Genomic DNA, 23,213 nt, shown 5'->3' with positions numbered 1-23,213 from the left:
CGAGCTCCCTTACTGGTCGTAGCTGACGACGATGCGGTCGGTGAGCGGGTAGCACTGGCAGGTCAGCACGTAGCCCTGGCGCACCTCGTAGTCCTCGAGCGCGTGGTTGGTCTCCATCTCGACCTCGCCTTCCAGCACCTTGGCGCGGCAGGTGGAACAGACGCCGGCCTTGCAGGCATAGGGCGCGTCCATGGCGTTTTCGAGCGCCGCGTCGAGCAGGCTCTGGCCCTGCTTGGGGAACTTGAAGACGCGCGTGGCGCCATCCAGCGTGACGGTCGCCTCGCAGGCCGCGCCGTGGTCGGCGCCGTTGGCCTGCTCGACCTTCCGCCGCGCCCGGCCGGGCTGCGAGGAGGCGAAGAGCTCGAACTTGATCTGCTCGTCGCGAAGGCCGTGCTCGCGCAGCGCCGCGGCGATCGCCAGCATCATCGGCTCCGGGCCGCAGATGAAGGCGGTGGCGACCGACGCGATGTCGATCCAGCCCTTGAACAGCGCGGCGCATTTCTCGGCGTCGACGCGGCCGGTGAAGAGGTCGATGTCCTGCGCCTCGCTCTCCAGCACATGCAGCACCGAGAGACGGCCGAGATAGAGGTTCTTCAGGTCCTCCAGCTCCTCGCGGAACATGATGGAGCTGATCTGCCGGTTGGCGTAGACCAGCGTGAAGCGGGAACGCGGCTCGCGCGACAGCACCGTCTTGACGATCGAGAGGACGGGCGTGATGCCGCTGCCGCCGGCAAAGCCGAGATAGTGCTTGCCGACATCCGGCTCCAGCGCCGTGAAGAAGGCACCCATCGGGGGCATGGCCTCCAGCGTGTCGCCGACCTTGAGGTTCTCGTTGACCCAGGTGGAGAAGCAGCCGCCGTCGACCCGCTTGATGCCGACCTTCAGGACGCCCTCGTCCTTGCCCGCGCAGATCGAATAGGAGCGGCGCAGTTCCTCGTCCTCGAACCTGCGGCGGAAGGTCAGGTACTGGCCTTGCGTGAAATCGAAGACGGCCCGGTCCTCGTCGGACGGCCGGAGCGTGACCACCACCGCATCGCGCGTCTCGCGGCGAACGTCGGTCACGGTCAGGGGATGAAAACGTGCCATGTGCGGGCCCTCTCCCTAGAGCATTCCAGCTGAAGCGGCATCGCTTCGGCGTCGGAAAATGCGGTAAACAAGAAACTAGAGCGTGTCAGGCGGACCAGTGTTTGCCAGGCACGCTCTAGGGTCAGATGCACTTGAAGTAATCGAACGGTTCCAGGCAGTCGGTGCAGCGATAGCTCGCCTTGCAGGGCGTCGAGCCGAACTGGCTGATCTTTTCGGTGTTCGTCGATCCGCAGCGCGGACAGGCGATGGTGAGGTTCGAGCGGCCGGAAAGCCGGTCGATGCGTTTCATCAGCACGCCGTCGGCGGCCGTGCCGTCGACCGGCGGGGCGATGCCATAGGCTTTGAGCTTTTCCCGGCCCCCGGCGCTGATCCAGTCCGTTGTCCAGGCCGGCGAGAGCTGGCGTTCCAGCCGCACCCTGGAAAGGCCCTTGTCCCTCAGCGCCGTCTCGATATCGAGGTTGATCACCGTGGTGGCGGGACAGCCCGAATAGGTCGGCGTCACCGTCACCACCAGCGTATCGCCCTGCCAGACGACATCGCGGATGATGCCGAGATCGGTGAGCGAGATGACCGGGATTTCCGGGTCCGGCACCTCGGAAAGCCAGTGCCAGACCTCATCCACCGAGGGACGGAGCGCCGGATCCATCGCCGCCTCCTACCAGGTGGCGCCCGGATAGGCGCGCTGGAGGAACTGCAGTTCGGACAGGATGTAGCCGAGATGCTCGGTATGCACGCCCCGCCGGCCGCCCTTGTGCATGTAGCCGTCGGCCGGCTTCTTCAGCGTGCCTTCGGCAAGCGCCTCGGCGACGATCTCGTCCCAGCCCGCCTTGAGGCTCTGCGGCGCCGGGATGATACCGGCCTCGACCAGTTCTCCGTCCATGGCGTCGCTCATGAACATCTCGCCGGTGAAGGGCCAGAGATCGTCCAGCGCCGCCTGCATGCGGCGATGGCTTTCCGCCGTGCCGTCACCGAGGCGGATGACGAGGTCGCGGCTGCGGTCGAGATGGTAGGAGACCTCCTTGAAGGCCTTTTCCGCGATCTCGGCGATGCGCGCATCCGAAGAGCCCTTCAGCGCCTTCAGCAGCAGGTAGTGCCAGGCGTCGAACAGGAACTGGCGCATCAGAGTCTTGCCGAAATCGCCGTTCGGGCGCTCGACCAGAAGGAGATTGCGGAACGCGTAGCCGTCGCGCAGATAGGCGATGTCATCGGCCGAACGGCCCTTGCCTTCCACCTCACCGGCAAGGCCGAGCCAGAGCTGGGTCTGGCCGATCAGGTCGAGCGCGGTATTGGCGAGCGCGATATCCTCTTCCAGAACAGGCGAATGACCGCACCATTCGGAGACGCGATGGCCGAGGATCAGCACATTGTCGCCGATGCGCAGCAGGAATTCGTAGAGCGCAGCCTGACGGGCCGCCGGATCGAGCGCCGCGGTCGCCATCACATGTGCCCCACTTCATCGGGAATATCGAAGAAGGTCGGGTGACGGTAGACCTTGGAATTCGACGGGTCGAAGAGCGGGCCCTTTTCGGACGGCGCGCTGGCGGTGATGTCGGCGGACTTCACCACCCAGATGCTGACGCCCTCGTTGCGGCGCGTATAGACGTCGCGGGCATTGTTGATCGCCATCTCGGCGTCGGGCGCATGCAGGCTGCCGACATGGCGATGGTTGAGGCCGTGCTGGCCCCGGATGAAGACTTCCCAAAGCGGCCATTCGCTGGACATGGCTCTCTCTCCCAAACTTATTCGGCGGCGATCTTGGCGGCGGCGCGGCGGTCGGCTGCCTTTTCAGCATGGGCCGTCAGCCCGTCGCGGAACCAGGCGCCGTCATCCCAGGCCTTCTTGCGGGCGTCGAGACGCTCCGCATTGCAGGGCCCGTTGCCGGCGATCACGTTGAAGAACTCCTCCCAGTCCGGCTCGCCGAAATCGTAGCCGCCCTTTTCCTCGTTCCACCTGAGGTCCGGGTCCGGCACGGTGAGGCCGAGATATTCGGCCTGCGGCACGGTCTGGTCGACGAACTTCTGGCGCAGCTCGTCGTTGGAATTCTGCTTGATCTTCCAGGCCATCGACTGGGCCGAGTGCACGGAGGCATCGTCCGAGGGGCCGAACATCATCAGCGACGGCCACCACCAGCGGTTCAGCGCATCCTGCACCATGGCCTTCTGAGCGGGCGTGCCCTTCACCATCTTCATCAGGATGTCGAAGCCCTGGCGCTGGTGGAAGCTCTCCTCCTTGCAGATGCGGATCATGGCCCGCGAATACGGGCCGTAGGAACAGCGCTGCAGCGGCACCTGGTTCATGATGGCCGCACCGTCGACCAGCCAGCCGATCGCGCCGATATCCGCCCAGGTCAGCGTCGGATAGTTGAAGATCGAGGAGTATTTCGCCTTGCCGGAATGGAGCTGCGCATACATTTCGTCGCGGCTGATGCCGAGCGTTTCGGCGGCACAGTAGAGATAGAGGCCGTGGCCCGCCTCGTCCTGCACCTTGGCGAGCAGGATGGCCTTGCGCTCCAGCGTCGGCGCGCGGGTGATCCAGTTGCCCTCCGGAAGCTGGCCGACGATCTCCGAATGGGCGTGCTGGCTGATCTGGCGGATGAGCGTCTTGCGGTAGCCTTCCGGCATCCATTCCTTCGGCTCGATCTTCTGGCCGGCGTCGACGCGCTCCTGGAAGGCGCGCTCCACGGGGTCCATCTCGTCGAGGGACCGGACGCGGGCGGCATCGGTCTTCACCATCTGTGCATACATGGTCGTTCCTCCTGTTCCGACGCGTCAGACGCGCTCGAGAATGATGGCGATGCCCTGGCCGACGCCGATGCACATGGTGCAGAGGGCATAGCGTCCGCCCTGGCGGTGGAGCTGGTAGGCGGCCGTGGTGACGAGCCGCGCGCCGCTCATGCCGAGCGGATGGCCGATGGCGATGGCGCCGCCGTTCGGGTTCACATGCGGCGCGTCGTCCGGCAGGCCGAGGTCGCGCAGCACCGCGAGCGCCTGCGAGGCGAAGGCCTCGTTGAGCTCGATGACGTCCATCTGGCCGAGCGACAGGCCGGCACGCTCCAGTACGCGGCGCGCGGCCGGCGCGGGGCCGACGCCCATGATGCGCGGCTCGACGCCCGCCGCCGCCATGGCGACGATGCGCGCCTTCGGCGTCAGGCCCTGCGCCTTCGCGGCCGCCTCGCTGGCGATGAGAAGCGCGGCCGCGCCGTCGTTGACGCCCGAGGCATTGCCGGCGGTGACGGAAAGGTCGGGGCCGTTGACGCCCCTGAGCTTGGCAAGCTGCTCGGCCGTCGTGCCGGGACGCGGATGCTCGTCGCGGTCGACGACCAGCGGATCGCCCTTCTTCTGCGGCACATGGACGGGCACGATCTCGTCCGCAAAGACGCCGGCCTCGTGCGCGGCGGCCCAGCGGGCCTGGCTGCGCGCGGCGAACGCGTCCTGGTCCTCACGGCTGACGGCGAAGTCGGCGGCGACGTTGTCGGCCGTCTCCGGCATCGTATCGACGCCGAAGGCCTTTTTCATCTTCGGGTTGACGAAGCGCCAGCCGATGGTCGTGTCGTAGACGGCGTTGGCGCGGGAGAAGGCGCTTTCGGCCTTCGGCATGACGAAGGGCGCGCGGCTCATGCTCTCGACGCCGCCGGCGATGACGAAATCGCAGTCGCCGGCACGGATGGCACGCGCCGCCATGCCCACGGCATCCATGCCGGAGCCGCAGAGGCGGTTGACGGTGGTGGCGGGAACGGAAACGGGAAGGCCGGAAAGCAGAACGGCCATGCGGCCGACATTGCGATTGTCCTCGCCCGCCTGGTTGGCGCAGCCATAGATGAGGTCGTCCACCTTCGACCAGTCGACGCCGGGATTGCGCGCCATCAGGCCGGCAAGCGGCACGGCGGCAAGATCGTCGACACGCACCGACGACAGCAGCCCGCCATAACGGCCTATGGGCGTACGAACGGCATCGCAGATGAAGGCTTCGGACACGCGGTTTCCTCCCTGGCATCCATGGTCGGCATCTTCCCTCGAAAGATTGACCGACCGATCGGTTATCTATTTAGCATTCAAAACATCACAAATCAACGGTACTTTTCCATAATTCTGTGATGTTTTAATCCTGCCATTCGCAGGATAGCACAGACAGGGCGTCTTTCGGGGGAAAAGTGCCTCAGACCGCCTCGCGCAACAGCGCAAGACGACGCAGCGTCGCCTCGCTCGCCTCCGGCAGCGGGCCGTCCGCGGTCACGAAATTGCGCGCGACATGCCGGTCGGCTTCCGGGGAGAGACGGATATAGAGACCGGTGAAGAGCCGGCGGGCCGCCTCGCCCGGCCAGTCGGCCGGAAGCGCGGCCTGCGGCAGGCGCGGATCGCGCAGCACGACGAGGCGATACTGGTGCACGAGCACGAGCCGGGCGACGAGGCTTTCGGCCGCGCTGAGCCGGTTCGTACCCTCAAGCAGGCCGGCAAGCGGGCCGAACCGCCCGAGGAAAGCGCGATAGGCATCGGCATGCAGGGCAAGGTTCCAGTGGTCCGCGGCGAAGGCTCCAAGGTCCCGCTCGCCGCTCAGCACCTCCGCCTTGAACACCACGGCCGGCTGCCGCAGCGGCGGCAAGGACCGCGCGCCGACGGCAAGCCGCGGGCCGAGCCGGGCATGGCCGGCCCGTTCGAGCACCTGCAGCGCCTCGTCGGGCGCCGGGCCGGTCAGATGCACGAAATGCCAGTCCGCCGCCTCGGGCGGGCCGAAGAGCAGGCGGGCGGCGGCGGCGAATTCCGCGCGGGCTGGCGCTGCAAGGCGATAGAAGCTGCGCCGCCCTTCCCGCTCGCCGGAGAGCTGCCCCGCGGCGACGAGGCGCGAGACGGCGGTGCGCACGAGCGTCTCGCTGATGCCGACGGCGGCGCAGGTCTCGATGAGGTTGCCCGTCCACACGACATCGCCCCGCGGCTCCACCACGTCGCCGTAGATCGTGACGATGAAGCCGGCCGCCTTCAGCGGGCTTTCCGCAAGGATCGCCCGCAGGAGCGCCCCGAACGCGCTTTCCGCCCTCTGACTGTCATCAGGCAAACCGGTGCCCTCTTCGTTTCGCTTCGTGCGGAGGAGTAGCCCGAACGGACCGCGACGGGAAGCCCCGGCCGCGCCGCTCCGCCGGGATCGGGACATGCCGTCGCCTCGTCAGCAAATATTAAGCTGCATCTGCCATCGTCCCCCGATAGCCGGGATCCGGGCCCGCCCGTCGACGGCACCAGCGCGCGGAGAAAAACGAAACGCGATGAACGACCGGACTGCGCCATTTTCCTTCCGAGGACTGGGATATTACATCCCCGCCATCGTGGTCGCGTTCGCCGTCCTGATCGCCGCCGTCCTCGTCGACGGCCAGAAGCGGCGGCTGGAGGAGGAGTATCTGCGCTCCTTCACGACGGAGCAGCTCGGCCTCCTGCGCTCGCGCCTGCAAGGCAACATCCTCGGTGACATCAAGCTGGTCCAGGGCCTCGTCGCGGCCTTCTCGACCGAGCCGGACATGTCGCCGGAGCGTTTCGACACCCTGTCCGGACGCGTCTTCCGCGATGCTGCCCAGTTGCGCAATCTCGCCATCGCACCGGATTTCGTCGTCTCCCGCGTCTATCCGCTGAAGGGCAACGAGCGCAGCCTCGGGCTCGACTATCGCAAGAACGAACGCCAGCGCGCGGCCGCCATGCAGGTGCAGGAACTCGACCGCCTGATCGTCACCGGCCCGGTCGATCTCGTGCAGGGCGGACGCGGCCTGATCGCGCGATACCCGATCCACACCGGCAGCAACGACGCCTTCTTCGGCATCGCCTCCGCCGTGATCGACCTCGACAGGCTGCTCGCCGGCAGCGGCTTCACGGACGACATGCGCATTGCCGCCTCGATCTCCAGCCAGCCGCATGACGGTGGCGAGGCGAAAAGCGTCTTCGGCAGTGCTGCTGCGGTCGATGCCGATCCGGTCGTGATGACCATCGACATCGGCCACGAGGTCTGGACCATGTCGGCGGCCCCGCTGAACGGCTGGCATCAGGCGCCCGCCGATCTCGGCCTCTTCCGCGGCGGCCTCGCGCTGCTCGCCGTCATCATCGTCGCGCCCATCTTCTGGGTCGGCTACCTGATGAAGGACCGGCATCGCCATATCCGTGCCCTGCAGGACCGCGAGGAACGGCTGGAAACCGTCTCGCAGCGCCTCCAGCTCGCCCTGGACGCCTCGCAGGTCGGCGTCTGGGAATACGATACGCAGACCGATGCCCTCTCCTGGGACGCGCGCATGCGCGAGCTCTACAACGTGCCGCCGGCCCAGCCGATCTGCAGCTACGAGGACTGGCGCTCGGCGCTTCATCCCGATGACCTTGAGGATGCCGAACGCGTCTTCGCAGACGCCGTCGAGAGGGAAAAGCCCTATATCACCGAGTTCCGGGTGCTGCGGCGCGACGGCGGGATCCGTCATATCCGGGCGCACGGCATGACCTACCGCACCGCCTCCGGCGCCAAACGCATCGTCGGCGCCAACTGGGACGTGACCGGGGACATCCGGCTGCACGCCGAGTTGCTGCAGGCCAAGCTGACGGCCGAGGCGCAGAACCGGGCGCTCGAGGAGGCCCGCCGCGTCATGGAGCACAATTCGCTGCACGACGCATTGACCCGCCTGCCGAACCGCCGCTTCCTCGACCAGCGGCTCGCCCTTGCCGGCGACGACGGTTCCCCGCTGACGCTGCTGCACATCGACCTCGACCGCTTCAAGGACATCAACGATACGCTCGGCCATGCCGCCGGCGACGCGGTGCTGAAGCAGGCGGCCGGCGTGCTGCGCGCCCATGTGCCGCCCGAGGATTTCATCGCCCGCATCGGCGGCGACGAGTTCGTGCTGCTGTCGCGCCGCGACCCGGCAGAGGCCGACTTCCCTGCCCTTTCCGCACGCCTCATCGAGGCGATCAGCGAGCCGATGGCGATCCGGGGTCACGACTGTCGCATCGGCGCGAGCATCGGCATCGCCACCCGCAACGATGCCGAGGAATCGGCCGAGCAGCTCCTCGTCAACGCCGACCTCGCGCTCTACGAGGCCAAGCGCCGCGGCCGCAATCGCGTCGAGGCCTTCAACGACGAATTGCGCCTGCGCACCGTCGAGGTGAAGCGCCTTGGCGACGACATCCTGCGCGGCCTGGAGCAGCGCGAGTTCCGTCCCTTCTTCCAGCCGCAGTTCGACGCCGAGACGCTGGAGATCGTCGGCGTCGAGGCCCTCGCCCGCTGGGAGCACCCGACGCGCGGCTTCATCCCGCCCGACATGTTCCTGCCGGTCGCCGAAAGCCTCAACGTCGTGGCGCAGATCGACGAGGCGATCCTCGAGCAGGCGCTCTTCCAGACCATCCGCTGGGAGGCCCAGGGCCTCGACATCCCGCGCGTCTCCGTCAACGTCTCCTGCCAGCGCCTGCACGACGAGGGCCTGATCGAGAAGCTGAAGGCGATGAACATCCGCCCCGGCTCGCTCACCTTCGAGCTGCTGGAATCGATCTCCTTCGACACGGCGGACGATGGGCTGAAGCGGGCGATCGACCAGATCAAGGCGCTCGGCATCGATATCGAGATCGACGATTTCGGCAGCGGCCACGCCTCCATCGTCAGCCTCCTGGAACTCTCGCCCAAGCGGCTGAAGATCGACCGCCGGCTGATCCAGCCGCTGCTGGAATCGACCGCCCAGCAAAGCCTCGTCCATTCCATCATCGACATCGGCAAGGTGCGCGGCATCGAGACCGTCGCCGAAGGGGTCGAGACGATGGCGCATGCCGAGTTGCTGCGCCGTCTCGGCTGCCAGGTCCTGCAGGGCTACGCCTTCGCGCGCCCGATGGCCGGCGAGGATTTCCTCGCCTTCGCCAAGAGGCGCGCCTGGATGCTGGCGGCTGGCCTCAGCCCGGCAGGAGCGCGCTGACGACGTCGGCGACGGCCCGGCCGTCGTGATGGCCGCGCTGCCAGGCATCCTCGAACTCGCCGATGACGGCCTCCGCGCCGAGCCGCATGCAGGTTTCCTCCAGCGCCCCGTTGCCGAGATAGGCAAAGGTCCCGACGGTCTTTTCGAAGGGCAGGAGCTGGCGGTTGGCGAGGATATGGGTGAACGGCCGCGCCTCCGCCCCGCCGCGCTCCCGCCAGAGCGCGCCGGCAATATCGAGCATGCGTGCCAGATCGAGCCCGCGGGTTTCCGGGCATTGCAGGATATTGCCGATGAAGACGCGGCGGGCATGGACGTTCCGCGCGATCGCCGGCACGATGCCCTCGACGAGGAAATGCGGCAGGACGCTGGTGAAGAAGCTGCCCGGCCCGAAGACGATGGCATCGGCGCTTTCAAGGCTTTCCAGCACGGCGTCATTGGCCGGCACCGCGCCGCCCGCCGCCGAGAGCGCGATCTCGCGGATGCCCGCCCGGCCGGCCCCCTCCTCCAGCGCCGTCACCCGGTGCTGCCCCTCCACCCGCGTGCCGTCGTTCAGCACCGCGGAAAGATCGACGCCGTCCGTGGTCGTGGACGGCCAGACATGGCCAGTGATGTCGCAGAGCTTGCGGAAGACGAAGATGGCGGTGTTGATGTCGCGGTTATGCGCGAGATGCGCGCCGGTGAGGATGAAGTTGCCGATGCTGCCGTTGCGGAAATCGAAGTCCGCGCCGATCGCCGCGCGGAAGGTGCGCAGGTAATTGAGGATCGCGCCGCGCAGCCCCGGCTCCATGCGCTCCAGCAGCGGATGGCGGCCTTCGGCATAGAGTGCGAATTCCGTGCGGGCGTCCGCCTGCGCGCCGCTGGTCAGGCGCGCATTGCACACCTTCACCACGTCGCCGGCGCGGCCCTCGCCATGCGCCATGGTCATCAGCGCCTGGCGGATGTCGCCGACGGCGAGCACCCCGAGGCTTTCACGGATCACCTTGGAACTGCCGCCGCTGTCCCAGGCCGGCACGATGCGGGTCAGCCGCACCGGCTTGGACAGAAGCGCCAGATTGGTCGTGCGGCAGGCGGTGCCGCCCGAAAAGAGCACGATATGCGGCAAGCGGCTCTCGGCCATTCCGTCTCCTGCGTTTATAGGTTTCACGGCCCGATATTGTAGGCCGCGCCGATCAGGGTCTTGGTATAAGCCTCCCGCGGCGCGCTGAAAATGGCATCCGTCGGCCCTTCCTCGACGATCTTCCCGTCCTTCATCACCACGACATAGTCGGACATGGCGCGCACCACCGAAAGATCGTGGCTGATGAAGACATAGGAAAGGCCGTGGCGCGACTGGAGATCGCGCAGGAGCTCGATCACCTGGCCCTGCACCGACCGGTCGAGCGCGGAGGTCGGCTCGTCCAGCACCACCGCCTGCGGCTTGAGGATCATCGCGCGGGCAATCGCGATGCGCTGGCGCTGGCCGCCGGAGAATTCGTGCGGATAGCGGTTGCGCGCGGCGGGATCGAGCCCGACCTCCTTCAGCGCCGCGATCGCCCGCCTGTCACGGTCGGCCCGCGAAAGCTGCGGTTCGTGCACGTAGAGCCCCTCGGTGACGATCTCGCCCACCGTCTGGCGCGGCGAGAGCGAGCCGTAGGGATCCTGGAAGACGAGCTGCATGCCGCGCCGGAGCGGCCGCATGCCCGTGCGGTCGAGATGGGAAATGTCCGTCCTGCCGAAACGATAGGCGCCCTCGCTGGAAATGAGCCGCAGCAGCGCCCGCCCCAGCGTCGACTTGCCCGAGCCGGATTCGCCCACCACGCCGATGGTCTGCCCCTCGCGCAGGCTGATCGTGACGTTGTCGACGGCGCGGAAGGTCGAGGCGCGCGTCTTCAGGAACCCGCCGTCGATCTTGTAGTCGACCACGACGTTCCGCCCTTCGAGGATGATCGGCGCATCGTCCGGCGGCGACGCCTTGCGGCCCGAGGGCTCGGCCTCGATCAGCATGCGGGTATAGTCGGCCTTCGGAGCGTCGAAGATCGCCGCCGTCGCGCCCTGCTCCACCACTTCCCCGCGCCGCATGACGACGACGCGTTCGGCGAAATGCCGGACGATGCCGAGGTCGTGCGTGATGAGCACGATCGCCATGTCGAAGCGCTTCTGCAGGTCGCGCAGGAGTTTGAGGATCTGCGCCTGGATCGTCACGTCGAGCGCCGTCGTCGGCTCGTCGGCGATCAGGATGTCCGGCTCGTTGGCGAGCGCCATGGCGATCATGACACGCTGGCGCTGGCCGCCGGACATTTCGTGCGGATAGCTGTCGATGCGGCGCTCGGGATCCGGAATACCGACGAGCTTCAGCAATTCAAGAACGCGCGGGCGCGCCGCCTTTCGCGTGCCGCCGCGGTGATGCACGATCACCTCGGCGATCTGCCTGCCGACGGGATAGAGCGGATCGAGCGAGGTCATCGGCTCCTGGAAGATCATGGTGATCTTCGCGCCGCGGATCTCGTTGAGCGCCTTCGGGGCAAGCCCGACCATCTCCCGCCCGCGGTATTTCGCGGAGCCCGAGACCCGGCCATTCGCAGCGAGCAGGCCCATGATGCCCATCATGGTCTGGCTCTTGCCGGAGCCGGATTCGCCCACCACCGCCAGCGTCTCGCCGGGGCGCACGTCGAGGTCGATGCCCTTGACGGCGTCGACGTCACCGTCAGGCGTCGTGAAGGAGACCTTGAGGTCCCTGACGGCAAGGATCGGTTCCATGGTCTCTTTCGTCTCTGCCATGTCAGCGGTCCTTCGGGTCGAACGCGTCGCGCAGGCCGTCGCCGACGAAGTTCAGCGAGAAGAGCGTGACGACGAAGAAGATGGCGGGGAAGACGAGCAGCCACGGCGCCGACTGGATGTTGTTGGCGCCTTCCGCGATCAGCGAGCCCCAGCTCGTCAGCGGCGCCTGCACGCCGAGGCCGAGGAAAGAGAGGAAGCTTTCGAGCAGGATCACCTTCGGCACGATGACCGTCACGAAGATGACGACCGGGCCGATGGTGTTGGGGATGACATGCCGGCGGATGATCTGCCAGTCCGTCAACCCGAGCGCTTCCGCCGCCCCGATGAATTCCCGCCGTTTGAGCGACAATGTCTGGCCGCGCACGATGCGGGCCATGTCGAGCCATTCCACCGCGCCGATGACGATGAAGATCAGCACGAAGCTGCGCCCGAAGAAGACGACGAGCACAACGACGAGGAAGACGAAGGGCAACGAATAGAGGATCTCGACGAAGCGCATCATCACGTTGTCGACGCGCCCGCCCATATAGCCGGAGATCGCGCCGTAGACGACGCCGATGCCGAGCGAGACGAGGCTGGCGAGAAGCCCGACGGCAATCGAGATCTGCCCGCCGAGCATGACGCGCGCCATGAGATCACGCCCGTTGGTATCCGTGCCGAACAGGAAATATTCCCGGTCGACGATGCCTGTCAGCGTCAGCTTGCGGCCTTCGTCCTCGGTGGAGACGACCGCGGTCCTGTCGAACTCGTTGGCGCGGTCGAAATAGCGCGTCGTGCGCGGATCGATCGGATCCTTCGCCGTCACGACCGCCGTGAAGGTCTCGCCCTCGACCGAGAAGGACTGGAGCTCGACGCGCGCCCGCCCCGCCACGCTCTTCATCGCCTCTTCCAGCGCATCGGCGCCCGGCCGCGGCTCGAGGCTCGGCGGGCTCGTGACATAGGAGGAGAAGACCTGGTCGTAGCTGTGGCTGATGAAGAAAGGGCCGAGGAAGGAGAAGCAGGCGATCAGCACCAGCATGACGCTGCCGGCCATCGCCGGCCGGTTGCGGCGGAAGCGCAGAAGCGCGAGCTGGAAGAGGCTGCGCCCCTTGACGTCGCGCTCGGGCGCGGGGGAGACGACGGCGTCAGTCATGGCGCACCCTCGGATCGAGCAGGCCGTAGACGATGTCGACCAACAGATTGAAGACGATGACGAAGATGGCGATCAGCACGACGGTGCCCATGACGAGCGTATAGTCGCGGTTGATCGCGCCGAGCACGAAGTAGCGCCCGACGCCGGGAATGGTGAAGATCGTCTCGACGACGGCCGAGCCGGTCAGCAGCGCCGCCGCGCAGGGCGCGAGATAAGAGACGACCGGCAGCATGGCGCCGCGCATGGCATGCACCACGACCACCGATTTCGCCGGGAGGCCATAGGCCCGCGCGGTGCGGATATGGTCGGTGCGCAGCGCCTCGATCATCGAGCCGCGCGTAAGACGCGCGAAGACCGCGAGCTGCGGCAGCGCCAGCGCGATCATCGGCAGGATGAGGAAGCGCAGCGACCCGTCGCCCCAGCCGCCGGCCGGCAGCCAGGCGAGCACGATGGCGAAGATCAGCGTCAGCACCGGGCCGACGACGAAGTTCGGCACCGTGACGCCAACGGTGGCGACCGACATGACGGCGAAGTCGAGCACGCTGTTCTGCCGCAAGGCGGCGATGGTGCCGACGATGACGCCGCCGACGAGCGCCAGCAGCAGCGCGTAGAAGCCGAGCTCTATCGAATAGGGCAGGCCCTTGCCGATGAGTTCGGCGACCGTGTTGTCCTTGTAGATGTAGCTCGGGCCGAAATCGCCGGTCACGGCGTTGCCGATATAGGTGAGATACTGTCGCCAGAGCGGCTGATCGAGTTGGTAGGCCCGCATCAGGTTTTCCATCGTGGCGGGCGGCAGGGGGCGTTCGAGATTGAACGGGCCGCCGGGCGCAAAGCGCATCAGAAAGAACGAAATGGTGACGACGATGAACAGCGTCGGCACGGCGCTTGCGAGGCGCCGCAGAACGAAGGCAAGCATGGCCAGGACTCCCCAGGAACGCGCCGCGCGGCCTCAACGGGCCGCGCGGCGGCGGCGGATCATTCCGAAACGCTGAGGAAGCGGCTCAGGTGCTGGTTGGCGGCATTGTCGTGCCACCCCTTTACCTTGCTGGAGACGAGCCACAGGTCGGCCTGCGCGAGCAGCGGGGCGATCGGCTGCTCCTGCATGAGCAGGGCTTCCGCCTCGTGCAGCACCTTGGCGCGGGCCGCCGGATCGCGCTCCTCGTACGACTTCTTCATCAGCGCGTCGTAATCCGCATTGTTGAACTGGCCATAGTTGAAGGTCTTGTTGCCGCTCGTGCTGAGGGCGAGGAAGTTCTCCGCATCCGCATAGTCGGCGACCCAGCCGGCGCGCGCCACGTTGAACTTGCCGCCTTCCTGCAGGTAGGCGTAGTGCGAGGACACGTCGAGGTTCACCAGCGAGACGTCGGCCCCGAAGGTGTTTTTCCACATGTCGGCCACCGCCGTCGCCACGCGCTCGTGGTTCGGGTTGGTGTTGTAGCGGATCTCGATCTTCAGCGGCTTGCCGCCCTCGCCGTAGCCCGCTTCCTTCATCAGTTCGAGCGCCTTGTCCTCGCGGTCGAGCTGGGAGAGCGCGCCGAAATCGGCGGCCGCCGGCTCATAGCCCTGGATGCCCGGGGGCACCATGGAATAGGCCGGGATCTGCGAGCCGGAATAGATCTCCTTGGCGAGGAAATCGCGGTCGACGGCCATGGAGAGCGCGCGGCGCACGCGAACGTCGCTATAGGGTTCCTGGCGGGTGTCGAAGGCGTAGTAATAGGTCGCCAGTGTCGGCGAGACATGGACCTGGTCGCCGTAGCTCTTGTTCAGGCGCTCGATCTGGTCGGCCGAGAAGTTGTAGACGAGGTCCATCTCCTTCGCCTCGAAACGGCGGACGGAGGCGGCCTGGTCGTCGATCGGGTAGAAGATCACCTTGTCGAGCTTGACGTTGGCGGCATCCCAGTACTCGCCGTTCTTCTCGACGACGAGGTTGTCGTTCGGCACATGGCTGACGAGCTTGAAGGCACCGTTCGAGACCATCGTGCCGGGCTTGACGAAATCGGCGCCGTTCTTCTCGACGCTTGCCTTGGAGACCGGCAGCGCCGTCTGGTGCGCAAGCAGTTCCAGGAAGAAGGGCGTCGGGCGTTCCAGCGTCACTTCCAGCGTCCTGGCATCGACGGCCTTGAGGCCGAGCTGGTCGAGGCCGAGCTCGCCCTTGTTGACCTTTTCGGCGTTCTTGATCGGGTAGAGGATGTTGGCGTAGCCCGCGGCCGTCTTGGGGTCCTCGACGCGGGTGAAGGAGAAGACGAAGTCTTCCGCCGTCACCGGGGAGCCGTCGGACCACTTGGCGTTCTCGCGCAGCTTGAAGGTGTAGACCGTGCCGTCGTCGGAGACCGTCCAGCTTTCGGCGGCGCCCGGGACGATCTTGCCGGCGGCGTCATAGATCGTCAGGCCCTCGTAGAGGTCCTTCAGGATGAACTCCTCGATATTGATGGAGGTGTGCGCCTGGTCGAGCGTCTGGGGCTCGCCGGCATTGCCGCGGTGAAGCACCGCTTCGGCGAGCGCCGGGCTTGCGCCGATGAGGAGCGCGCCGGCCAGGAGCGCTGCGCGCAGGCTGATGAGTTTGTTTGCCATTTTGTTTTCCTTCCCCGTTGTTCTTTTGGGTGCCCAATCAATTGTCCCTGTTTCAGCGCTTGGCAAGACCCCGAAAACAGGAAATGCCAGCATGTGCACAACCTGAGCGCGGTCCGGCGAAGCGATGAAATCGCGAGCCTGCGCAACGGTTTGCGACGAAAGATGAGAAAAATATTTGCCTTTACCCAAATAAATCGCAGTTTTCTGCGCATCGTTCGGCACCGATTTCTGCGATTGGTCCCTCATCGAACACTTGAACCGGAAACGGAGTCCCAAGATGAACTGGTTGAAGACCCTCGCCGCCGCCGCGGCCCTGCAGGCCGCCGCTCTCGCCCCTGCCCTTGCCGGTGAAAACCTCGCCGCCGTAAAGTCGGCCGGTGCGCTGAAGATCGGCACCGAAGGCACCTACGCCCCCTTCACCTACCATGACACGGACGGCAAGCTTGTCGGCTTCGACGTGGAGATCGGCGAGGCGGTCGCCAAGAAGCTCGGCGTGAAGGCCGAGTTCCTGGAAGGCAAGTGGGACGGCCTGATCGCCGGCCTCGACGCCAACCGCTACGACGCCGTGATCAACCAGGTCGGCATCACCGAGGCGCGCAAGCAGAAATACGACTTCTCCGAGCCCTATATCGCTTCCAAGGCCGTGCTGATCGTGCGCGCCGACGACGACAGCATCAAGGGCTTCGCCGACCTCAAGGGCAAGAAATCCGCCCAGTCGCTGACCAGCAACTTCGGCAAACTCGCCCAGGAGTCGGGCGCCGAGCTCGTCGGCACCGACGGCTTCGACCAGTCGATCCAGCTCGTCCTGACCGGCCGCGCCGACGCGACGATCAACGACAGCCTGTCCTTCCTCGACTTCAAGAAGCACAAGCCCGACGCCAATGTGAGGATCGCCGCCGAAAAGGAAGGCGCCGACTATTCCGGCATCATCATCCGCAAGGGCGAGCCGGAACTGCTCGACGCCATCAACAAGGCGCTCGCCGAGATCAAGGCCGATGGCACCTACAAGGCGATTTCGGACAAGTATTTCGGCCAGGACGTCTCGAAGTAATCTTCGGCCGGCCGCTTCGCGCCGGCCTGTTCCTGACCTATAGATAGACCGACGATCTGGCCGGGGATGACCCGGCCAGCCGCATTTCGGAGGATCGCCCCCGTGCCGCCCTGGCTTCAACTGATGCTGGACTCGCTTGCCCCGCTGCTCTGGGCCGCGCTCGTCTTCACCATTCCCCTCACCCTCGCCTCCTTCGTGCTCGGCCTTGCGCTCGGCCTCCTCACCGCCGTCGTGCGGCTCTTCGCCCCACGACCGTTCTCGGACGTCGCGCGGTTCTACGTGTGGGTGATCCGCGGCACGCCGCTCCTGGTGCAGCTCTTCGTGATCTTCTACGGCCTGCCGAGCGTCGGCATCCTGCTCGATGCCTTCCCGGCGGCCCTCATCGGCTTCACGCTCAATGTCGGCGCCTATACGTCGGAAATCATCCGCGCCGTCATCTCCTCCGTGCCGCGCGGCCAGTGGGAAGCGGCCTATTCGATCGGCATGAGCTGGTCGCAGGCCATGCGCCGCACAATCCTGCCGCAGGCGACGCGCGTCGCCGTGCCGCCGCTGTCCAACACCTTCATCTCGCTGGTCAAGGACACCTCGCTCGCCGCCGCCGTCACGGTGCCAGAACTCTTCCAGACGGCCCGCGCATCGTCGCCACCACCTACGAGCCGCTGATCCTCTATATCGAGGCGGCGCTGATCTATCTCGCGCTGAGCTCGGTGCTCTCGTCCCTGCAGGTGCGGCTCGAAAAGCGCTTCGCCCGCTATGGCGGCTTCCTGGAGGCCCGCACATGATCGAACTCACGCATATCGAGAAACGCTTCGGCGACAATGTCGTGCTGCGTGACATCAGCCTGCGGCTGGCCGAAGGCACGGTGACGGCCCTTGTCGGCCCTTCCGGCGGCGGCAAGAGCACGCTTCTGCGCTGCATCAACCTCCTCGAAATCCCGACCGCGGGCTCGATCCGCCTCGGCGAGGAGAAGATCGATTTCGCCCCCGGCCGCAAGGTCGGCTGGGACGCGATCCAGAAGCTGCGCCGCCAGACCGGCATGGTCTTCCAGAACTTCCAGCTCTTCCCGCACCAGACCGCCATCGCCAATGTGATGGAGAGCCTCGTCACCGTGCTGAAATGGCCGGCCGACAAGGCAAGGGCCCGCGCCATGGAGCTTCTCGAAAAGGTCGGCATGGCGCACAAGGCGGATGCCTGGCCGGCGACGCTTTCCGGCGGCCAGCAGCAGCGCGTCGCCATCGCCCGGGCGCTCGCGCCCTCGCCGCGCGTCCTTCTCTGCGACGAACCGACCTCCGCGCTCGACCCGGAGCTTGCCGAGGAGGTCGTGGAGGTGCTGAGCCGCCTTGCCCGCGAGGGAACGACCATGGTGATGGCGACGCATGACCTGCGCCTCGCCTCGCGCGTCGCCGATGCCGTCGTCTTCCTCGACGGCGGCGTGATCGTCGAGGAGGGACCGCCGCGCGCCATTTTCTCGACACCCGAACGCGATAGGACGAGGAAGTTCATCGCCTCGCTCAGCGCGCCGCAGAGCTATGACATCTAGGCCGCCGGCACACGTTGCCTCACGCTACGGTAGCGATGAAATTGGGTCGCCGGTAGTTGCGTCGGAGCGGCGATTCAAGCACAGTGACGGGATATTCGTATCTCGTCATGCCCCGGCATGCCCTTTTGGGGAGAAAGTCCCATGATCAAGAAAACACCGAACCCGATCGACGTCTTCGTCGGCTCCCGTGTCCGCCTGCGCAGGCTGATGGTCGGCATGAGCCAGGAGGCGCTCGCCGACAGGCTGGGCGTGACCTTCCAGCAGGTGCAGAAATACGAGAAGGGCACGAACCGCATCAGCGCCAGCCGCCTGCAGGCGATCTCCGACGTCTTCCGCGTTCCGCCGAGCTTCTTCTTCCAGGACGACGAGAACGCCGGGCCGGCAGCGGGCATGGCCCACGAGACCGGCGACGTCTCCACCTTCGTTTCCTCCAAGGAAGGCCTCGACCTCAATCGTGCCTTCCTGAAGATCGGGGACGCGGGCATCCGCAAGTCGATCATCGCGCTCGCCACCGCGCTCTCCAAGGCGAGCGCCGGCGCGGAGGCGACCGAACGCGCGGAAAACGCACCGGAACTGCGGATCTGATCCCAAATGCCGGCGCGGCTGCAGACGCTCGGTCATCTGCGCCTGCTCGACGAGGGCGGTAGCGATATCGTCTTTCCCGAAAAGGCGCTGCTGATCGTCTGCTACCTCCATGCGCGTGGCTTGGCGGACATGCCGAGGGCGGACGCGGCGAGCCTGTTCTGGGACGATACGAACACCGCCGCCGCCTATGCCAGCCTCCGGCAGACCGTCTCGCGCATCCAGAAACGCCAGCGCGAGCTCGGCCGGACCTATCTTGCCTTCACCGACGCAACCATCGCCCTCGGGCCGGAGCCGGTCGAAAGCGATGTGGCGCAGGTCCGCGAGGATGCCGGTCTCGACCGTCTCGCCGGACTGCTCACCGAAGACTTCCTCAAGCATGTCCGCCCCGTCAACCGGGCGCTCGCCAGCTGGATTGGCCTGCAACGCGCGGCGCACATGGCCCTGCTGCGCCGCGCCCTCCTAGAAGAGACGGCGGGCGATGGCGGCACTTCCCGGCAAGCCCGCTCGGCCGCCGCCCTTCGCCTGCTGGAGGCAAACCCCGACGACGAGGAGGTGCGCGCGGTCCTGACCGGCCGCCCGGCCGTGCCCACGGCCCTGATGACACTCCAGCCCGCCGCCCGGGTCCTCGTCCCGGAAGAGGCGGCCGTCGTCCAGCCGCGACAGAATCCGCCGCGTGTCGTGCTGCTGCCGCCGGTCACCGCTTTCGCCTCGCGCATGGCGGCGCGCTTTTCCGAGGCCCTGATCGAGGACGTCACCATCGGGCTCTGCGCGCTGCGCTCGATCTCGATCATCGCGCCGCACACCGCAGCGCAGATCTCGCTCCAGGCCGACCGCGCCGCGACCTACGAGCGCCACAAGATCAGCTACATCCTGGAGACGCGGCTTCGCGACGAGGGCGATGGACATACGCTCTTCGTCCAGCTCATCTTCTTCGGCAGCGACGAGGTCATCTGGGCCGAGCGCTTCCCGCTTTCGGCCGAGGGGCTCGCCCGGTCCCGGCAGATGATCGCGCACCAGATCGCCGGCGCCATCGCCACCGAGATCGAGCGCAACGAACTGGTGCGCGGCGATTACGAGCGCGACGCCGATGCCTATCGCAGTTTCCTGATCGGCCAGGGGCAGTTGAAGAACCTCGACCTGCGCGACATCCGCCGCGCCCGCAAGAGCTTCCGCGAAGCCCTGCAACTGAGCGCCGGCTTCGCCCCGGCCCTCGGCGGCCTTGCCCGCAGCTACTTCCTCGAATGGCTCGTGACGGCCCGCAACGACCGCGAACTGCTGGACATGGCCGAGCAATATGCGCAGGACACCATCCGCACCGACGACCGCCTGCCCTCCGGCTACCGCGAACTCGGCGTCGTCAAGCTCTATGCCCGCCAGTTCGACGAAAGCGCCGCCTATCTCGACCGCGCCGAGGCCCTGAGCCCGCATTATGCCAATGTCATCGCAAGCTATGCCGATACGCTCGTGCAGGCCTCGCGGCCCGACATCGGCCTCCAGAAGATCGAGCACGCCATCGAGCTGAACCCGCTGCCGCCGGACGAGTATTTCTGGACCGCCGCCGGCGCCAGCTATTCGCTCGGCCTCTATCGGCAGGCGCTCGAATATATCGCCCGCATGAAGGACCGCACTGCCGCTGACCGCCTTTCGGCGGCGAGCTGGAGCATGCTGGGCGATGCCAAGAAAGCGCGGCACTTCATTCGCCGCACTTACGCCGTCCATCCGGACTTCGACCTCGACGCCTGGATGGCCATCGTCCCCTTCAAGGAGGAATGGCAGCGCCAGCACTACTACGAGGGGCTGAAGAAGGCGGGTTTTTGAACATGCAATCGAACAGGAGAGGAATTGGACATGGCAAGACTGGTTGTTCTGGGCATTGAAGGAGACGACGGGCTCTGGGTCGCGGACCTCGATGCCGGCACCGTCTCGCAGATCGGCGTTCCCGCAGGCGGGGCCCTCAAGGCCGCCGACGACCTGCGAAAGGCCGGCGCGACGATCGTTAAGGGCGTGAACCTCGCCGCGCTCGCCTCCTCGGCGGATGCCGTTTCGGGCGGCTTCATGGATGTCTCCGGCGGGTTCATGGACGCTTCCGGCGGCTTCATGGATAAGTGAGCAACAGCCCCTATTCGGACCGCATCTGCGGCCCCGAAGAGACCTGGAACCGGATCGGGGCGCTTCTGCCCCGGTTCGGCATCACCCGGCTTTCCCGCCTGACGGGGCTCGACCGCGTCGGCATCCCGGTCTGGAATGCCGTCAGCCCCAATGCCCGCTCGATCGTCATCAACCAGGGCAAGGGCATCACCGACATCGACGCCAAGGTCTCCGCCGCCATGGAGGCGCTGGAGCGCGCCGTGGCGGGCGACCCGCCCGTGCCGGCGCGCCGGTCTTCCCGTCGCGATTTCGCCGAAGCCGGCGAGGCGTGCCTGCCGCTCGACATCTTCGTCGCGGCCGGACAGCCGTTCATCGGCGAGGACGAGGTGGTCGAGTGGCTGGCGGGGTACGACGTGGCGACCGGCGGCCGCGTCTGGGTGCCGCGCGAGGCCGTGATCGTCGACCGTACGAACAGCGCGCCACGCTTCTGGCAATCCTCCGACGGCCTCGCCTCCGGCAATTCGGAACCTGAAGCCATCCTGCACGGCCTGCTCGAACGCATCGAACGGGACGCCGACCGGCTATGGCGCCTCCTGCCCCGCCAGAAGCGCCTTGCCACGGCCATGGACCCCGCCGGCATCGCGGATCCCGTCGTCGACAGGCTGCTCGGCCACTTCAGGGAGGCAGGGCTGGACCTTCGCCTCTTCGACATCACCAGCGATCTTGCGTTCCCCACCTATGCCGCGGTGCTCGCCGAGGCCGGCATCCTCGCCCGCAGGCAGCCGCTTTTCCACGACGCAACCATCGGATACGGCACCCATCCCGTGGCCGCACGGGCCGTCATCCGGGCGCTGACCGAGGTCGCCCAGTCGCGCCTCACCTATATCAGCGGCGCGCGCGACGATCTCTTCGCCGAGACCTTCACCCGGCCGCTGCCGCCGGAGACGCTCGCGCTCTTCGAGGCCTGGCCCGGCGTGGCCGCCGCCTATCCCGCGCCCGGCGGCGATGCCGCCGCGCTCCTGGCCTGGTGCCTGCAAAAGCTCGCCGCCTCCGGCATCGCCCCGATCGTGGCCGTGCCGCTCGGCGATGCCTCCCTCCCCGTCTCCGTGGTCAAGATGGTCGTACCGGCCCTCGAAAATCCCGAGGGCGCGCGACGCCACGCCGTCGGCCCGCGCGCCCTTTCCCGCATGCTGTTCGGAACGCCATGAAAATCCTCTTCGCCGGCCCAAGCCTTCCCGACGCCGCCGCGCTCCGTCAGGACGGGATCGAAGCCCGCCCGCCGGCGGCGCATGGCGACGTGCTTGCGGCGGTGCGGGCCGGCGCAACGGCGATCGGCCTCGTCGACGGCAATTTCGAGCATGTCGCGCCGGTCTGGCACAAGGAGATCCTTCACGCGCTGGAAGCCGGCGTCACGGTCTTCGGCGCGGCCAGCATGGGCGCGCTGCGCGCGGCCGAGTGCGACGGCTTCGGCATGATCGGCATCGGCCGCATCTATGAGGACTATGCCGCAGGTCGGCGCGTCGATGACGCCGACGTCGCCCTGCTGCACGGCCCCGCCGAACTCGGCTATCCCGCATTGTCGCTTCCCATGGTCAATGTCGACGCCACGCTGGACCGCCTTGCGGCGTCGCGACGGCTCGGCGATCAGGACATAGCGCGTTTGCGCGAGGCCGCGCGCGCCCTCTTCTACAAGGACCGGACGTGGCCCGCCATCCTCGACAGGACCGGCAGCGGCGGGGACAACCGCCGACAACTCCTGCAACTTTTCCACGCAGAAGCGGTGAACCAGAAGCGCCAGGACGCGCTTGCTTTGCTTCGCGCGCTCACGGATTTTCGGCCGCAAGGCCCTGCAAAACGCGGAGACTGGACCTTCCGCGTTACCACGCTCTGGCGCACCGCGAGCGATCAACCCAGAACGCAATAGAACGTGCAATTTCCCATTCCGCGCGTGTCACGCTCGCGTCACGCGCAGAATGCGGGAGTCACGCCTATACTCGTTGCTGGCTTGAGTGTGAGCATTGCTCGGGGACGTAAAGCATGAGAATCGAAACCACTGAGACCGAAGATCGGGGCACCGAACTGATGGCGTTGGCCCGCCTTGTCGCCTACGCGCTGGAATCCGCCAAATCGCTGGATGCCGAGGTCGTCGAATTCTGCCTGGACAAGGCCTTGAGGGCCGTTCTGGACCAGATCGACGAACCCTCCCGCATGACGCTGACGACGAACGACATCGTGCTGATGAACCGGTCGGCGATCTGCTGAGCGGCCGGTACGCCGGCGTAATCCGGCCGCCGTTCCTCCACGGCGCCGGTCGCGTCGGCGGCCTCGACAACCGGACCGCCGTGGATCCTTCCACCCGCTTCGATGACATTTCGGGCGGTGTCTGCGCTAGTACGGCAGAGCATCTCCACCGCTATTGATCGCTGCCGACGCCCGCAAAAGCCTCTCCTCCCCTTCCCCTGGCCGGCGACACGGTTTACGGAAG

21 protein-coding genes and 1 pseudogene are annotated in these 23,213 nt (G+C 66.7%); 10 read left to right on the top strand and 12 right to left on the bottom strand.

Annotated elements, in window-relative coordinates; all coding sequences use genetic code 11:
• Nucleotides 1–9: 9 nt before the first annotated feature.
• The 7 genes from paaE to paaX all read right to left on the bottom strand — a co-directional run bounded on the left by paaE (nt 10) and on the right by paaX (nt 6,135).
• Nucleotides 10–1,086 carry a 1,2-phenylacetyl-CoA epoxidase subunit PaaE gene (gene paaE / locus L0976_RS04410; protein ID WP_234186296.1) on the bottom strand — a complete coding sequence of 359 codons (1,077 nt, stop codon included), beginning with the start codon at nt 1,084–1,086 and terminating at the stop codon, nt 10–12.
• 121 nt (nt 1,087–1,207) lie between these two features.
• Complete coding sequence (paaD, locus tag L0976_RS04405) at nt 1,208–1,732, bottom strand: 1,2-phenylacetyl-CoA epoxidase subunit PaaD (protein ID WP_234186295.1); 525 nt, start codon at nt 1,730–1,732, stop codon at nt 1,208–1,210.
• A gap of 9 nt (nt 1,733–1,741) precedes the next feature.
• Nucleotides 1,742–2,524, bottom strand: coding sequence for a 1,2-phenylacetyl-CoA epoxidase subunit PaaC (gene paaC, locus L0976_RS04400; protein ID WP_234186294.1), 783 nt, complete (start codon nt 2,522–2,524; stop codon nt 1,742–1,744).
• On the bottom strand, nt 2,524–2,808 hold the full coding sequence (gene paaB, locus L0976_RS04395) for a 1,2-phenylacetyl-CoA epoxidase subunit PaaB (protein WP_027675144.1): 285 nt from the start codon (nt 2,806–2,808) through the stop codon (nt 2,524–2,526). The genes paaC and paaB overlap by 1 nt, the downstream gene beginning before the upstream one ends.
• A gap of 17 nt (nt 2,809–2,825) precedes the next feature.
• Nucleotides 2,826–3,830: a 1,2-phenylacetyl-CoA epoxidase subunit PaaA gene (gene paaA, locus L0976_RS04390; RefSeq protein ID WP_203316212.1), complete on the bottom strand. Its 1,005-nt coding sequence runs from the start codon at nt 3,828–3,830 to the stop codon at nt 2,826–2,828.
• A gap of 24 nt (nt 3,831–3,854) precedes the next feature.
• Nucleotides 3,855–5,060: a 3-oxoadipyl-CoA thiolase gene (gene pcaF / locus L0976_RS04385; RefSeq protein ID WP_234186293.1), complete on the bottom strand. Its 1,206-nt coding sequence runs from the start codon at nt 5,058–5,060 to the stop codon at nt 3,855–3,857.
• Nucleotides 5,061–5,241: 181 nt separating this feature from the next.
• A complete protein-coding gene (gene paaX, locus L0976_RS04380) occupies nt 5,242–6,135 on the bottom strand; it encodes a phenylacetic acid degradation operon negative regulatory protein PaaX (protein ID WP_234186292.1) in 894 nt (297 codons plus the stop codon).
• A gap of 205 nt (nt 6,136–6,340) precedes the next feature.
• Here paaX and L0976_RS04375 point away from each other — a divergent pair, with 205 nt between their 5' ends.
• The gene (locus L0976_RS04375) at nt 6,341–9,004 is read left to right on the top strand and encodes an EAL domain-containing protein (protein ID WP_234186291.1); all 2,664 of its coding nucleotides are present in this window, start codon (nt 6,341–6,343) and stop codon (nt 9,002–9,004) included.
• On the opposite strand, the gene L0976_RS04370 is transcribed toward L0976_RS04375, so the two are convergent.
• From L0976_RS04370 to L0976_RS04350, 5 genes are read right to left on the bottom strand one after another with little or no spacing between them, the layout of a single operon-like run.
• Nucleotides 8,982–10,121 carry a gluconeogenesis factor YvcK family protein gene (locus L0976_RS04370; protein WP_234186290.1) on the bottom strand — a complete coding sequence of 380 codons (1,140 nt, stop codon included), beginning with the start codon at nt 10,119–10,121 and terminating at the stop codon, nt 8,982–8,984. The genes L0976_RS04375 and L0976_RS04370 overlap by 23 nt on opposite strands.
• A 23-nt stretch (nt 10,122–10,144) precedes the next feature.
• The gene (locus L0976_RS04365) at nt 10,145–11,761 is read right to left on the bottom strand and encodes an ABC transporter ATP-binding protein (RefSeq protein ID WP_234186289.1); all 1,617 of its coding nucleotides are present in this window, start codon (nt 11,759–11,761) and stop codon (nt 10,145–10,147) included.
• A gap of 1 nt (nt 11,762) precedes the next feature.
• The gene (locus L0976_RS04360; protein WP_234186288.1) at nt 11,763–12,893 is read right to left on the bottom strand and encodes an ABC transporter permease; all 1,131 of its coding nucleotides are present in this window, start codon (nt 12,891–12,893) and stop codon (nt 11,763–11,765) included.
• Entirely contained in the window at nt 12,886–13,809 is a 924-nt protein-coding gene (oppB, locus tag L0976_RS04355; protein WP_234186287.1) for an oligopeptide ABC transporter permease OppB, read from the bottom strand. The genes L0976_RS04360 and oppB overlap by 8 nt, the downstream gene beginning before the upstream one ends.
• Nucleotides 13,810–13,868: 59 nt before the next feature.
• Nucleotides 13,869–15,464, bottom strand: a complete 1,596-nt coding sequence (locus L0976_RS04350; protein WP_234186286.1) for a peptide ABC transporter substrate-binding protein — start codon at nt 15,462–15,464, stop codon at nt 13,869–13,871.
• A 277-nt stretch (nt 15,465–15,741) separates the two neighbouring features.
• Here L0976_RS04350 and L0976_RS04345 point away from each other — a divergent pair, with 277 nt between their 5' ends.
• The 9 genes and pseudogenes from L0976_RS04345 (at nt 15,742) to L0976_RS04305 (ending at nt 22,990) form a co-directional block, all read left to right on the top strand.
• A complete protein-coding gene (locus tag L0976_RS04345; RefSeq protein ID WP_234186285.1) occupies nt 15,742–16,515 on the top strand; it encodes an amino acid ABC transporter substrate-binding protein in 774 nt (257 codons plus the stop codon).
• Nucleotides 16,516–16,617: 102 nt separating this feature from the next.
• Nucleotides 16,618–17,297, top strand: a pseudogene (locus L0976_RS04340) (amino acid ABC transporter permease).
• Nucleotides 17,294–18,055, top strand: coding sequence for an amino acid ABC transporter ATP-binding protein (locus L0976_RS04335; protein WP_234186284.1), 762 nt, complete (start codon nt 17,294–17,296; stop codon nt 18,053–18,055). The pseudogene L0976_RS04340 and the gene L0976_RS04335 overlap by 4 nt, the downstream one beginning before the upstream one ends.
• A 141-nt stretch (nt 18,056–18,196) precedes the next feature.
• Nucleotides 18,197–18,640 carry a helix-turn-helix domain-containing protein gene (locus tag L0976_RS04330; protein WP_234186283.1) on the top strand — a complete coding sequence of 148 codons (444 nt, stop codon included), beginning with the start codon at nt 18,197–18,199 and terminating at the stop codon, nt 18,638–18,640.
• Between the two features lie 6 nt (nt 18,641–18,646).
• Nucleotides 18,647–20,458 (top strand): hypothetical protein, encoded by a 1,812-nt coding sequence (locus L0976_RS04325; protein ID WP_234186282.1) that lies wholly within the window; start codon nt 18,647–18,649, stop codon nt 20,456–20,458.
• A 30-nt stretch (nt 20,459–20,488) separates the two neighbouring features.
• Nucleotides 20,489–20,749: a hypothetical protein gene (locus L0976_RS04320; RefSeq protein ID WP_203316225.1), complete on the top strand. Its 261-nt coding sequence runs from the start codon at nt 20,489–20,491 to the stop codon at nt 20,747–20,749.
• Nucleotides 20,746–21,936 (top strand): YcaO-like family protein, encoded by a 1,191-nt coding sequence (locus L0976_RS04315; RefSeq protein WP_234186281.1) that lies wholly within the window; start codon nt 20,746–20,748, stop codon nt 21,934–21,936. The genes L0976_RS04320 and L0976_RS04315 overlap by 4 nt, the downstream gene beginning before the upstream one ends.
• Complete coding sequence (locus L0976_RS04310; protein ID WP_234186280.1) at nt 21,933–22,652, top strand: TfuA-like protein; 720 nt, start codon at nt 21,933–21,935, stop codon at nt 22,650–22,652. The genes L0976_RS04315 and L0976_RS04310 overlap by 4 nt, the downstream gene beginning before the upstream one ends.
• A 113-nt stretch (nt 22,653–22,765) precedes the next feature.
• Entirely contained in the window at nt 22,766–22,990 is a 225-nt protein-coding gene (locus L0976_RS04305) for a hypothetical protein (RefSeq protein WP_203316228.1), read from the top strand.
• Nucleotides 22,991–23,213: the final 223 nt, after the last annotated feature.

It is taken from the genome of Shinella sp. NM-101, assembly GCF_021401195.1.
Taxonomy (GTDB): domain Bacteria; phylum Pseudomonadota; class Alphaproteobacteria; order Rhizobiales; family Rhizobiaceae; genus Shinella.
Note: the sequence above shows the minus strand (reverse complement) of the source record. Positions and strands in the feature narration are given on the sequence as shown.

Excerpts from the sequence above, each read along its gene's own strand:
- L0976_RS04310 (WP_234186280.1), top strand. The coding sequence starts at position 21,933 with ATGAAAATCCTCTTCGCCGGCCCAAGCCTTCCCGACGCCGCCGCGCTC.
- L0976_RS04305 (WP_203316228.1), top strand. The coding sequence starts at position 22,766 with ATGAGAATCGAAACCACTGAGACCGAAGATCGGGGCACCGAACTGATG.
- paaB (WP_027675144.1), bottom strand. The coding sequence starts at position 2,808 with ATGTCCAGCGAATGGCCGCTTTGGGAAGTCTTCATCCGGGGCCAGCAC.
- L0976_RS04360 (WP_234186288.1), bottom strand. The coding sequence starts at position 12,893 with ATGACTGACGCCGTCGTCTCCCCCGCGCCCGAGCGCGACGTCAAGGGG.
- L0976_RS04370 (WP_234186290.1), bottom strand. The coding sequence starts at position 10,121 with ATGGCCGAGAGCCGCTTGCCGCATATCGTGCTCTTTTCGGGCGGCACC.
- L0976_RS04330 (WP_234186283.1), top strand. The coding sequence starts at position 18,197 with ATGATCAAGAAAACACCGAACCCGATCGACGTCTTCGTCGGCTCCCGT.
- paaA (WP_203316212.1), bottom strand. The coding sequence starts at position 3,830 with ATGTATGCACAGATGGTGAAGACCGATGCCGCCCGCGTCCGGTCCCTC.
- paaE (WP_234186296.1), bottom strand. The coding sequence starts at position 1,086 with ATGGCACGTTTTCATCCCCTGACCGTGACCGACGTTCGCCGCGAGACG.
- L0976_RS04345 (WP_234186285.1), top strand. The coding sequence starts at position 15,742 with ATGAACTGGTTGAAGACCCTCGCCGCCGCCGCGGCCCTGCAGGCCGCC.
- oppB (WP_234186287.1), bottom strand. The coding sequence starts at position 13,809 with ATGCTTGCCTTCGTTCTGCGGCGCCTCGCAAGCGCCGTGCCGACGCTG.
- paaC (WP_234186294.1), bottom strand. The coding sequence starts at position 2,524 with ATGGCGACCGCGGCGCTCGATCCGGCGGCCCGTCAGGCTGCGCTCTAC.
- paaD (WP_234186295.1), bottom strand. The coding sequence starts at position 1,732 with ATGGATCCGGCGCTCCGTCCCTCGGTGGATGAGGTCTGGCACTGGCTT.
- L0976_RS04335 (WP_234186284.1), top strand. The coding sequence starts at position 17,294 with ATGATCGAACTCACGCATATCGAGAAACGCTTCGGCGACAATGTCGTG.
- L0976_RS04365 (WP_234186289.1), bottom strand. The coding sequence starts at position 11,761 with ATGGCAGAGACGAAAGAGACCATGGAACCGATCCTTGCCGTCAGGGAC.
- L0976_RS04350 (WP_234186286.1), bottom strand. The coding sequence starts at position 15,464 with ATGGCAAACAAACTCATCAGCCTGCGCGCAGCGCTCCTGGCCGGCGCG.
- L0976_RS04320 (WP_203316225.1), top strand. The coding sequence starts at position 20,489 with ATGGCAAGACTGGTTGTTCTGGGCATTGAAGGAGACGACGGGCTCTGG.
- L0976_RS04375 (WP_234186291.1), top strand. The coding sequence starts at position 6,341 with ATGAACGACCGGACTGCGCCATTTTCCTTCCGAGGACTGGGATATTAC.
- L0976_RS04325 (WP_234186282.1), top strand. The coding sequence starts at position 18,647 with ATGCCGGCGCGGCTGCAGACGCTCGGTCATCTGCGCCTGCTCGACGAG.